The sequence below is a fragment of the Ruegeria sp. CJ6 genome (assembly GCF_056536665.1).
On sequence record NZ_JBQFQB010000003.1, the window covers coordinates 414,021 to 426,105 of the forward strand.

The 12,085-nt window shown below is 55.8% G+C and carries 10 protein-coding genes; 4 read left to right on the forward strand and 6 right to left on the reverse strand.

The window, feature by feature from the left end; translation table 11 throughout:
- The first annotated feature begins 54 nt into the window (after nt 1-54).
- The gene (locus ACR0BT_RS11720) at nt 55-1,245 is read left to right on the forward strand and encodes a S41 family peptidase (RefSeq protein WP_480763193.1); all 1,191 of its coding nucleotides are present in this window, start codon (nt 55-57) and stop codon (nt 1,243-1,245) included.
- A gap of 195 nt (nt 1,246-1,440) precedes the next feature.
- Here the strand turns inward: ACR0BT_RS11720 and ACR0BT_RS11725 are convergent, their stop codons facing one another.
- Both ACR0BT_RS11725 and ACR0BT_RS11730 read right to left on the reverse strand, forming a co-directional pair.
- A complete protein-coding gene (locus ACR0BT_RS11725; protein ID WP_170392496.1) occupies nt 1,441-2,673 on the reverse strand; it encodes an HlyD family secretion protein in 1,233 nt (410 codons plus the stop codon).
- A 3-nt stretch (nt 2,674-2,676) separates the two neighbouring features.
- Nucleotides 2,677-3,087, reverse strand: coding sequence for a hypothetical protein (locus tag ACR0BT_RS11730; protein ID WP_170392922.1), 411 nt, complete (start codon nt 3,085-3,087; stop codon nt 2,677-2,679).
- A gap of 203 nt (nt 3,088-3,290) precedes the next feature.
- Between ACR0BT_RS11730 and ACR0BT_RS11735 the strand changes: the two genes are divergently transcribed.
- From ACR0BT_RS11735 to ACR0BT_RS11745, 3 genes are all read left to right on the forward strand, one after another.
- On the forward strand, nt 3,291-4,352 hold the full coding sequence (locus tag ACR0BT_RS11735; protein WP_480763194.1) for an NAD(P)/FAD-dependent oxidoreductase: 1,062 nt from the start codon (nt 3,291-3,293) through the stop codon (nt 4,350-4,352).
- A 2-nt stretch (nt 4,353-4,354) separates the two neighbouring features.
- The gene (locus ACR0BT_RS11740) at nt 4,355-5,008 is read left to right on the forward strand and encodes a DUF938 domain-containing protein (protein WP_480763195.1); all 654 of its coding nucleotides are present in this window, start codon (nt 4,355-4,357) and stop codon (nt 5,006-5,008) included.
- Nucleotides 5,009-5,080: 72 nt separating this feature from the next.
- Nucleotides 5,081-5,416 (forward strand): carboxymuconolactone decarboxylase family protein, encoded by a 336-nt coding sequence (locus tag ACR0BT_RS11745; RefSeq protein ID WP_170401940.1) that lies wholly within the window; start codon nt 5,081-5,083, stop codon nt 5,414-5,416.
- 69 nt (nt 5,417-5,485) lie between these two features.
- Here the strand turns inward: ACR0BT_RS11745 and ACR0BT_RS11750 are convergent, their stop codons facing one another.
- The 4 genes from ACR0BT_RS11750 to ACR0BT_RS11765 all read right to left on the reverse strand — a co-directional run bounded on the left by ACR0BT_RS11750 (nt 5,486) and on the right by ACR0BT_RS11765 (nt 11,960).
- A complete protein-coding gene (locus ACR0BT_RS11750) occupies nt 5,486-7,993 on the reverse strand; it encodes a GcvT family protein (RefSeq protein ID WP_480763196.1) in 2,508 nt (835 codons plus the stop codon).
- 140 nt (nt 7,994-8,133) lie between these two features.
- Nucleotides 8,134-9,462, reverse strand: a complete 1,329-nt coding sequence (locus ACR0BT_RS11755; RefSeq protein ID WP_480763197.1) for a hypothetical protein — start codon at nt 9,460-9,462, stop codon at nt 8,134-8,136.
- Nucleotides 9,463-9,548: 86 nt separating this feature from the next.
- Entirely contained in the window at nt 9,549-10,946 is a 1,398-nt protein-coding gene (locus tag ACR0BT_RS11760; protein ID WP_170661738.1) for an FAD-linked oxidase C-terminal domain-containing protein, read from the reverse strand.
- A 27-nt stretch (nt 10,947-10,973) separates the two neighbouring features.
- The gene (locus ACR0BT_RS11765) at nt 10,974-11,960 is read right to left on the reverse strand and encodes a 2-hydroxyacid dehydrogenase (RefSeq protein ID WP_170392503.1); all 987 of its coding nucleotides are present in this window, start codon (nt 11,958-11,960) and stop codon (nt 10,974-10,976) included.
- Nucleotides 11,961-12,085 lie beyond the last annotated feature (125 nt).

Here is a 12,085-nt window from a genome sequence, read left to right on the forward strand (position 1 = left end):
AGTTGCCCTGAGCCCAATCTGGACATTGACGAGCGGCTATGCGCATCGTGAAACATGTCGCTCACGGAAGACCTAAACCAAATTTTAGAAACTGCCCTGCCGACCGATCCCAGTTTTCGACAGATCGAAAAGGCCGTGATTGACGACTGTATTGGTGAAACCCGGCAATATGCCTCAGAGGGCTCTGTCGAAGCCTTCCTGTTGTCAGCGATGCGTTTATTGGCACTTCCCGGCAATGGGCACACACGGCTGATCCCGAATGATGCGATCGCGGTGCTACCGCTGAGATTCGTGAGCGTTGGACGTTCCGTTCAATTCATCGACGCGGCGCCAGAGATAGCCGCACCGCGAGGAGAGTTGATAGCGGTCAACGGCTCAGCTTTGAGCCAGATTGAAGCTACTGCAGAGAAATTTCTGGCGGGAACGTGCCAAAGGAAACGGGTCATCGGCCCGATTCTACTGGCTTGGCCGTACGCTTTGGCACGTTTGGGTTTTTCGTCAAACGGCGGCACGACCGAGTTCCGTGTGCAGGACGAAAATGGGCGGATAGCCAATCTGAAAGTGGCCAATGAACATACAGTTCCTGGATCGATGCTCTACCCGAGAAACGAGCACGGCAAGGCTGATCCAGCCTGGGAACCCGAGATATTTGTAGAGATAAAGGACTGGCAAGAGCTAGGGCTATCAATAGCGTTACCAAGCTTCTTTGATCCGAAGGAAAGTGCGCTGCCTAAAGCCATCTCAGCCGCGGTGGAATGCGTGCGCGCATCCTCGAACAAAACACTACTAATTGATGTTCGCGGAAACACTGGTGGCGACTTTCTTCTAACGATGCCCTTGATCGACGCGATCTCAGAAAGTGCAAACAAGCAGGTTGTTATGCTTGTCGATAAATTCACGTTTTCCGCAGCGATAGTGTTTGTAGCCATCCTCAAACATCGATTGGGAAACAGGCTCAAACTCATTGGTGAGGAAATGGGTGATGCGCTGACGTTCTTTGCCGAGGGCGGATTGCTCGAATTGTCGACCAGTGGAGCGGTCGTTCGATACTCATCAGCCTTTCACGACTGGAAGAATGGAACGACTGACGATACCACGCCGCCCGAAATCGCAAGAAAAATCGTACCTGCGGGATCACTGAACTTGGATTTGGAATGGGTCGAAAGACCTGCAGTTGAGGATGCACCAACCGAACTCCATCAACGAGTTCTCAAAAGCATGAGCAAATCGCTAAACAGCCGCTAAGTCCGCATAGCTGCATTCAAAGAAAGCAAATGCTGCACGCACGGCGAAGGTCTACTTGGTGGCCAGTCTTATTGGAGACCCAACACCATCGGCCCGTGGGCAATAATAGCCACGAGCGTTTTGATACCCAGCTGTCGTCGGGTCAGGACTTCAAGCGATTGAAACGCCGCAATGGTCAGCTTCTAGGGCGTGAAATTAGTGTCCTCCCAGCACCAGAGTGTTCACCGGCATCAGTATCAGTCGCAGGCGCAGGCCTGCCGCATGAACGACGCCAATCGTGTCTACCACATGCAGGAACGATTTTTCCCAGAAGCCGAGGCTCTCATCCTCCAGCTTTGCATGATTGTCCGTATAGATATTCGCCAGACAGTTGCTGCCTGGAGGCACATCATCGGCCATGCTTTTGTAGAGCGGTTCAAGGTAGACAAGGATCGAACCCGGATTAGTGTTGCTCTGCACGTCCCGCAACTCATCAGATGGCCTGATCTGCCCCGATGGGATCACATCCTGCACCTCGACGACAACCACCGGGATAACGGTAAAGGGCTTGGTCATGCAGCCCAATTCGCCAATCATACCCGGTTTGACCACCTGGGCCGAAAGCTGACTGAACGCCGCCTGGAATCGGTCATGTCCGGAGGAGGATGGCACCAGAATACCCGCCGGGCGCAGCAAAGGGCTGACATAGTCGCCGACCTGAAGCCCGAATTGTTCAACCCTGCCCGTCACTCCAGCGTTGACCACAGTCTTGTCCAACTCGGTCAATGCCGCATCCAGCTGCGCATTGGCACTGGCAAGTTGGGCCGGGATCAGCTCTTCGATCTGTTGTACAACCGCTGCGCGCTTTGAGACGGCTGCTTTGACCTGCGCTTCACGCTCGGCAACCAGATTTTCCAACCGATCAATCTCGGCCAAGCGCACCGCGCTGGATCCCTCGTCACGTAGGGTGGTATTGCGTTCCAGATCCTCGAGCGACTGATCCAGAGCTGCGCGCGCGCCAGCAATCCCGGCCTCAGCCTCGGCCAGATCGGTTTCCGCCACCTTCAACGAGGCTTGAACCTGAGCAATCTGTGCATGCGCCGCTTCGACCTGCGCGGTTTGCGTGAAGTCTTCGATCCGGAAAATCGGCTGTCCAGCTGTCACCTGCTCATTGTTGCGCACGTAGACTTCGGAAACGCGCCCCCCTAGCTGCGGAAGGATCGTTACCGTCCGGAAGTAGGAAGCCGCTGTTTTGCTGGACGGGTGGAAATAAAACAGCGTTGTGATAACGGTTAGCGCCAAAATAGCGCAAGTCGTCAGCCCCCAGCGCAACTCGTACCACATGGTGAACAGCGTGATCTCGTGTCCGATCCGTTTGCCCTGCACAAAGCGGCGAAACAGATAGTCAGGAAGCACGGTAATCAGGGCGCACAGCATCGTCTCGATCATTGTTCAGTGCCCCTGTGCTGCCGGTTCGGAGGGTTTGGATTGTTCGGGCTCAGTTTCCGGCTCAGGAGGGGGTGAAGCGTGTTCTTTGTCCTGCCCAGGCGCCAAAGATCGGATGGCATCGGCAATCGAGCGCAGCGGTGCCGCGAAATCAGGGAACTGGAACCCAGCCACAAGGATGGCGGCAACCCAGAAAAGGCCGTTATGCGTAAACAAAGCCAAAAGCGCCAGAATCCCAACCAATTGGAATTGCGGGTGATTGGTTTCATGCGCCATTTTTTCCGGGATCGAATGCAACGTAAAGTAGGCAACCCCGATCAGCACGACCATCCCGACGGTAAAAAACAACATGAAGGTGAAGAGGAAGTCGCTACCATCTGCTTGTGTCACATATGACGGAATGTGCCCCGTTGCCATCGGGTGAATATCTGCCGCGTTCACGTCCGCCTCCGAATCTTATGTTGTTTGCACTAAAAGCAGGCTGGCCGCCTACGATCAAGTTTCCATTGCGGTGGGCTTGTGTCTTTTCGTTTGGCAGTACGCGTGCCATGGTCCGCCAATGTCGCCAGTCAACTTACCACCGCCTCGATCACTTGGCGGCCGGAAACGGAACAAAACGCATGATTGATTTTCTGATAATCGGTGGCGGTGTCGCGGGGCTAAGCGCAGGTGCGCGCCTGTCAGAGCACGGCACAGTCACGGTGTTAGAGGCCGAGGACGGATTGGGATATCATACTTCGGGTCGTTCAGCTGCCCTGTTCGAAAAGGGTTACGGTCCAAACTCGGTCAAGGCATTGAACGAGGCAAGTGCTGCGTTTTTTAAAACAAATGCGTACCTCACACCACGCGGCCTGATGCTGATTGGCGGAAGGGATCAACAAGCGCTGTTTCAAAAAGACGCCCAAGATCTTGGTGTGCAAGAGATTTCGCCGGATGATGCCATCGGACACATTCCTGTCCTGAATGCTGAAACTGTCGGTTATGCAGCCATAAGTAATAGCGCATATGATATCGATACAGATCGTGTGCTGCAGGACTTTGCGCGAACCGTCCGCAAGAATGGCGGTTCAGTCCTGACCCGTCAGAGGGTCAGCAGCATCCGCAAATCGGTTCATTGGACCGTCGAAACCTCAGAATCCTTTGAGGCACGCAATCTGGTAAATGCCGCCGGAGCCTGGGTCGATGAGGTGGCGCAGATGGCAGGAATCTCCCCCATCGGGATCACACCTTACCGTCGATCGATTGCGCGCATCCCCGCACCGGGCGGACATGACCTGCGAAACTGGCCAATGATGCTGGGCGCAGGCGAGAGCTGGTACGCCAAACCTGATGCGGGCAAGCTACTGGTCTCGCCTTGCGAGGCGGACCCAACCACACCCCATGACGCTTACGCCGATGACATGGTTCTCGCAGAAGGACTGGCACGATACGAAGCGATGGTTACCGAAACTGTAACTCGGGTAGAAACCAATTGGGCGGGGTTACGCAGTTTTGTTGCCGATGGCACGCTGGTGCTCGGACCTGATCCAACCGATCCATCGTTTATCTGGTCGGCAGCACAGGGAGGGTATGGGTTTCAGACCGCTCCTGCTGCCTCGCAACTTGTGGCGGATCTTGTGACTGGCGCGTCGCCGCGCCTTGATGCGGCGATTGTGAAAGCGCTGACACCCGGTAGGCTGTAACGATGACAAAACGCAAACTGCCCTCAAATGCCAGCGTCGCCACCGAGGGCGACGGCAGCAAACTCGTCGCCCCAGCTGCCAGCCGAAACACGGTTGTGCTGTGCGATCTTCTGGCACGGGTCGCCCCGTCATCAGGACAGGCCCTGGAACTGGCCAGTGGAACCGGACAACACATTTCGGCCTTTGCCCAGCGGATGCCCGGGTTGCATTGGCAACCCAGCGAAGTCACCTCCGAACGGCGCGCCAGCATCGATGCGTACACCAAGGGTATACCAAACACCGCCGCAGCCGTTCATCTGGATGCGACTGCGGAGGGTTGGCACAAATCAATGGCGCAGCAAGATTTGGTTTTACTGATCAACCTCTTGCACCTGATCAGTTTACCCAAGGCTGAAACCCTCGTTGCCGAAGCAGCGTGCGCTCTGAAAGCGGATGGGCGTTTGGTGCTTTATGGCCCTTTCAAACGTGACGGACACCTGACAAGCGATGGCGACCAGCGATTTCACGACGCACTGGTCCAACAAGACCCTGAGATCGGGTACAAAGACGACACACATATATTGTCTATGTTAAAGGACAACGCCCTCGAATTGGTCGAAATCGTAAAGATGCCTGCGAACAACTTGGCATTTGTCGCCCAAAAAACTGGAATCTGATCAGGATCAAAGTCTGCTTTGCTCTTCATCATTCATATGCAGATTATCATATGTATCAAGAAGGACGTTATAATGAGCTGGCAGGATTCACTGAACGAAACGCGCAAAAGCTTGCGTAACCTTAACGGAGCCATTCCTGATACGGCGCGTGCCTTCGGGGCGCTGGGAAAATCTGTCAAGGAAGGCGGAACGCTGGACTACAAAACCAAAGAGTTCATCGCGTTAGGCATGTCAATCGCAGTACGGTGTGAGCCTTGCATTACCCTGCATTCCGAGGCGTTGGCCAAGGCGGGAGCCACCCGCGATGAGGTTTCGGACGTTCTGGCAATGGCCATCCAGATGGGCGGTGGGCCGTCCATGATGTACGCCGCCAAGGCACTAGACTGCTTTGATGAATTGAGCGCATGAAAAAAGCCCACCGAGAGCGGGCTTTTAGTAGGCGGTGCTACGTGAGTACCGCCTTATTTCTAAAAAGCGTCAGCCGTCCTTGCGGATGACCTCGTTCTTCGGATCATACGGGCTGTCACAAGTGACGACCGCATCCCACAGCTTGTCCTGAATTTTGACCTGCAGCTTGGTACCTTCGACCGCCAGCTCAGGCTTCACATACCCCATGCCGATGGATTTCTCGAACGCCACCGAGTACCCGCCCGAGGTCAAACGACCCACGCGCTCACCTTCCGGCGTGTACAGCGCCTCGCGGCCCCAGGGGTCGGCATCGTCCGGTCCGTCGATCAGCAGAGTGCAGCACTTCACGCGCACGCCGGTCTCTTCCAGCTTGGCTTTGCCGTAGAAGTCTTTCGACAGATCAACAAAGCGCGGCAGGTCAGCTTCCAGCGGGGTCGCGTCGCGGCCCAGTTCGGTGCCGAAGGCGCGATAGGATTTCTCCTGGCGCAGCCAGTTTTGGGCGCGGGCACCAACCAGTTTCATGCCGTGCTTTTCACCGGCCTTCTCCAGCAGGTCGAACAGATAGTTCTGCATCTCGATCGGGTGGTGCAGTTCCCAGCCCAGCTCACCCGTATAGGCCACGCGGATCGCGTTGACCGGGCACATGCCCAGTTCGATCTGACGGGCCGACAACCAAGGGAAGCGCTTGTTGGACAGCGCGGTTTCCGGATCGGCATCCTTGATGACCTCTTTCAGAACGTCACGCGACTTGGGTCCGGCGATCGCGAAGACGCCCCACTGGGTGGTCACGTCCTGGATTTCGATGTAGCCGAACTCCTCCATCTTGTCCTCGGCCGCCTTGCGAAGGTAGTCGGCGTCGTACTCGGTCCAGGCACCGGCAGAGACGATGTAGTAATTGTTCTCGCCATTGCGGACGATGGTGTATTCGGTGCGGGTGGTGCCGTGCGCGGTCAGCGCGTAGGTCAGGTTGATGCGACCGACCTTGGGCAGCTTGTTGCAGGTGAACCAATCCAGGAACTGGGTCGCACCGGGGCCTTTGACGACATGCTTGGTGAAGGCCGACGCATCGATCAGGCCAACGCCTTCTCGGATCGCTTTGGCTTCTTCGACGGCATACTGCCACCAACCACCGCGGCGGAAGCTGCGGCTTTCTTTGTCGAAGTTATCAGGCGCATCCAGCGGGCCGAAATAGTTCGGACGCTCCCAGCCGTTGACCCAGCCAAACTGTGCGCCACGCGCTTTCTGACGGTCGTAGGCCGGAACGGTGCGCAGCGGACGGCAAGCTTCGCGCTCTTCGTCAGGGTGGTGCAGGATGTAGACGTGCTCATAGCACTCTTCGTTCTTGCGCGCCGCGAACTCGGTGGTCATCCAGTTCGACGAATACCGCTTGGGGTCCAGCGAAGCCATGTCGATCTCGGCTTCGCCATCGACCATCATCTGAGCCAGATAATAACCGGTGCCGCCCGCAGCGGTGATGCCAAAACTGAAGCCTTCAGCAAGCCACATGTTGCGCAGCCCCGGAGCGGGACCGACCAGCGGGTTGCCATCAGGTGTGTAGCAGATCGGGCCGTTGAAATCGTCTTTCAGACCGGACTCAGCACAGGACGGCACGCGTTCGGCCATCGCCATGTACTGATCGGCGATCCGATCCAGATCCAGCGGGAATAGGTCAGCGCGGAAGCTGTCCGGCACGCCGTGTTCGAACTGCGCAGGAGCGCCATGTTCGTAGATACCCAGAATCCAGCCGCCACGTTCTTCGCGCGCATACGACTCGTTGTCTGCATCACGCACAACTGGATGCTCGGGGTTGCCCGCTTCACGCCATTTGACCAGCTCGGGGTCTTTGTCCATGACGATGAAGGTATGCTCGACCGGGATCGCGGGCATCTTGATACCCAGCATTTTCGCGGTCCGCTGTGCGTGGTTGCCTGACGCGGTCACAACATGTTCGGCGGTGATCACAACCTGCTCGTCTGACGGAACGAGATTGCCCCCCTTCTCGATCATCTTGGTGCAGGTGACGTCCCAGTGAGTGCCATTCCAGTGGAAGGCATCAGCCTGCATCTTGCGAACGATGTCGACACCGCGCTGACGCGCACCTTTGGCCATCGCCTGGGTCACGTCCGCAGGGTTAATGTAGCCGTCTTCAGTGTGATAGATCGCGCCTTTCAAGTCCGAAGTTTCGATCAGAGGCCAACGTTCCTTGATTTGCTCGGGCGTCAGCCACTCATATGCAACATCACAAGTTTCCGCTGTGGATGCATAGAGCATGTATTCATCCATACGCTCTTGTGTCTGTGCCATACGCAGGTTTCCGACTACGGCGAAGCCTGCATTCAAGCCGGTTTCTTCCTCTAGTGTCTTGTAGAAATCGACAGAGTACTTGTGGATGTGGGTCGTGGCATACGACATGTTGAACAACGGCAACAGGCCCGCTGCGTGCCAGGTGGAACCGGATGTCAGTTCGTCCCGCTCGATCAGCATCACATCATCCCAGCCCGCTTTGGCAAGGTGATAGGCAATCGAGGTCCCGACGGCGCCGCCGCCAACGACCAGTGCTTTGACTTGGGTTTTCATAGCCGGGTGTCTCCCCTTGAATTCAGTTGACACCATATGGCGCATTTGAGGGGCTCGACGCGACATTCATCCGACCAGTGATATAAGAAAAGCGACCTGAGCGTTGCACCACGTCGCTTTCCAACAGTCGATCTGACGTGTTATCCGCCTCCCAATTTACACCTTTTGAACGTTCCGGTGGTTGCGCAATCAATGCCCGTTCCGGAACCGCCTCGGTTTACCCGCACGGCAGTTTCTGCTTCGGAATCAGAGCTACCAAAGGCTGATAACAGTCCGGACAGGAAGCCTTCATTTTCGTTTGCAGATGCGACTTCTTCAGAGGTTTCCTGATCTTTGAATTTGGCGAACAAATTTCCAAAGAAACCCTCGTCATCTCTGTCTGCCTGCTGCATCTCGTCTTCAAGCAAATCTGTCAGTCCTTTGCGGTATCCGACCTGGACCAAATCATCCGCAGATTCGATTCTGTTCGCGGTCAAGTCGAAGGTGTCTGCCGGCAAACCGTATTGCGCGGCCAAAGTATTTGCGACAAGAGACAACCCATCAATGTTTTCTAGCTTCAAACGCGCCAGCTCGCTGCGAAGCTTGACAAACTCGCCGCGCAAGGCGGCCATGTTTGTCGCCAGTTCACTTTCTCGTTCAGCATCAAAAACGGTATCGTTGCCGACGCCAGGCACTTGCTTTTGAAGCAGTGCGTTCAATCCGTCATAATCCAGTCGATCCAGAAACGCTCGCAGCATAGGCGCTGGTGCATCGGAATAGACTTGCAAACGAATTTCTTCGCCCAGTCCGATTGTAGCCTTGTAGATTTCAAACCGAGGTTCGACCTCAAGGTCCGTCAGGCTCGCCGTGATCATTGACCAAAACTTTCGATTTTTCACTGTGACGGGTTTGTATCGGCTGTTTTCAAACCTGAAATACGCAGCACCACCAATTATGCCGAATGGAGTGTAGCCACTCGATCCTGCGCCCAACCCTTCGACAGACCTGACGATGTTGCCAGTCAGTGTATTGGATTTAGCGTCTTTCCTGAGTTTCGCCTGTAGCCAGACCGTATGCTCGCCGCTTTCGTAGACCCAACTAGAATTATCGAGTTTTCTGACCAGTTGTTCGGTCTCTTGCACAGCAACTCTTTTTGCAATTGGACGAGCGGCTTCACTTATTCCGTCCTGCAAAACACCTTCTCGGGCATCGCGTGTAAAATCTGCATCCACGATCGAACGACGCACCCAGCCTTCGCCCGAATCCGGCAGGTACGGCTTGGCCCCCTCTCGCCAACGCTTCTGCCTTTCGCGTTCAACTTCTTCCGCGGCTAGCTCCGCCTGATATAAGTTGAACCGCTGATTAATCGTGTCGACATATCCGTTGAAGGACAACCTGCCTTCGACTTTCTTATCCTGCTGATAATAATCCAGACCTACGACAACCACGACCGCAATCAGCAAAAACCCAATGAAACGCAACGCGCCCATGAATAACCTCGGAATCAAATACTGCTCTTTCCCAGATCATTCACCTAAAATTGAGGCGCTGTTATGGCCGAGCCCAACAATCGCGGTCAGAGTACCTTGCCCGGATTCATGATGTTATCGGGATCCAGCGCTGCTTTGATCGCCGCCATATAATTTGTCGCCGCACCAAGTTCTTTCACCAGATAGGGGCGTTTACCCTGCCCGATTCCGTGTTCTCCGGTACAGGTGCCCTCCATCGCAATTGCAAGATCATTTAGCCAACCGACGAATTCCTCTGCACTTGCGACCTCTTTTGCGTCATCCATGTCGATTAACAGAAGTGTATGGAAGTTACCGTCACCAACATGACCCACGATCGGGGCCAGCAAACCCAATTCAGCGGCCTTATCCTGTGCGGCGGTCACACATTCGGCCAAACGCGAGATCGGAACACATACATCCGTAGAAATGCCCCGCGCGCCTGGGCGCAGTTGTAGGCTGGCCCAATACATATCGTGCCGGGCCTGCCACAGCTTGTTGCGCTCTTCGGTTGTCGTAGTGGTGGTGATATCGCTGCCACCAAATTCTTCCGCGATTTGGCCAAAGGTCCCTGCCTGTTCCGCTGCACCGCTGTCCGAACCGTGAAATTCCAGCAGCAGCAGTGGCGTTTCTGGCAAATCCAGTCCCGAATAAGCGTTTGCCGCTTTGACCGACATCTGATCCAGCAATTCGATCCGCGCAACCGGGATACCATACTGAATAGTCATCATCACAGCCTGACAGGCTGCATCCACCGATGGAAACGAACAGCGGGCTGAACTGATGGCCTCGGGGATACCCTGCAATCGCAATGTGATTTCAGTGATTATTCCCAGTGTGCCTTCGGCACCGATTAGCAAGCGGGTCAGATCAAAACCCGCCGAAGATTTTCGCGCACGATGCCCCGTGCGGATCACTTGCCCGTCCGGCATCACGGCCTCAAGGCTAAGCACATTGTCTTTCATTGTCCCATAACGCACAGCATTGGTGCCAGACGCGCGTGTCGCGGCCATGCCACCTAGCGACGCATTCGCGCCCGGATCAATCGGGAAGAACAACCCCTGATCCCGCAGATGGGTGTTCAATTCGGCTCGGGTGACACCCGGTTGGACAACGCAATCTAGATCACCGACATTGACCGCCAATATCTTGTTCATCTGACTCAGATCGACGGATATGCCACCAGCAGGAGCGTTCACATGACCTTCGAGCGAGGTGCCTGTTCCGAACGGGATGACTGGCACCTTGTGCTCGGCACAGGTCCTGACGATATCGGCCACTTCTTCGGTTGAATGCGGGAAAACCACCGCATCCGGACTCTGGTTCTCAATCCACGTTGTCGTGTGCCCGTGCTGCTCGCAAATCGCAGCACCAGATTGCAGCCGGTCTGCGAACCTCTGCTTCAGAATTCCCAGCGCCGTGTCGATCCCGGCCTCGTTTCGCGGCAAAGCGGTTGCCTGCACCATTGCGTTCCCCTTTTCTCAGGCCACAGCCTAAAGCATTGCAGGCACAACCTGATCTGGCGGGCGATGACCGTCTTCGAAGGTCTTGATGTTGATAATGACTTTCTCACCCATCTCGATCCGACCCTCAAGCGTCGCCGAGCCCATATGGGGCAGCAGCACCACATTCGGCAATTGCCGGAGGCGTGGGTTCACATCTGTGCCCTGTTCATAAACATCCAGACCAGCGCCTGCAATCTCACCGGCGCGGATCATGCGTGTCAGGGCGTTCTCATCGACGACTTCACCGCGTGATGTATTCACGATCACGGCCGTGGGTTTCATCAATTTCAAACGCCGCGCATTCATCAAATGAAAGGTCGAAGGGGTCGACGGGCAGTTGATCGAGATGACGTCCATCCGCGCCACCATCTGATCAAGACTATCCCAGTAGGTCGCCTCCAGTTCCTGTTCAATCTCGGGGCGCAACCGGCGGCGGTTGTGATAGTGAACCTGCATTCCAAACGCGCTGGCACGTCGCGCAACGGCCTGCCCTATCCGGCCCATCCCAAGAACACCCAAGCGGCGACCACCGACCCGGCCACCCAGCAAGGCCGTCGGGGCCCAACCGGCCCAATCGCCCTTTTGCATCACACCTAACCCCTCGGGGATACGTCGTGTAACCGCCAGGATCAGAGCCATAGTCATATCTGCAGTATCGTCAGTCAGTACTCCTGGTGTGTTCGAGACAAGGATCCCGCGCTGCCTCGCCGTCGCCACATCAATATTGTCGACACCGGCACCATAATTGGCGATCAGTCGCAATTTCTCACCAGCCTGCCCCAGGATACCGCCATCAATTGTATCGGTTATCGTCGGAACCAGCACATCTGCTGTGTTCACTGCTGCCACCAGCTCTTCGCGAGTCATGGGATCGTCGGTGTCACGCAGTTTTACATCGAAAAGCTCGCTTAGCCGTGTTTCCACCGCTTCGGGCAACCGTCGCGTAACGACAACACTCAGACGTTCTCTTGGCACCTTGACCCTCCTACCGCTTTGCAAACTGCCGCGCGCCATGGCATCGTGGCGCAGGATTACACGGGGCACAAGAACCCCTTGGGCATCGTCTCAACCTTTTTTGCATACGATCCACAGGCATAAGA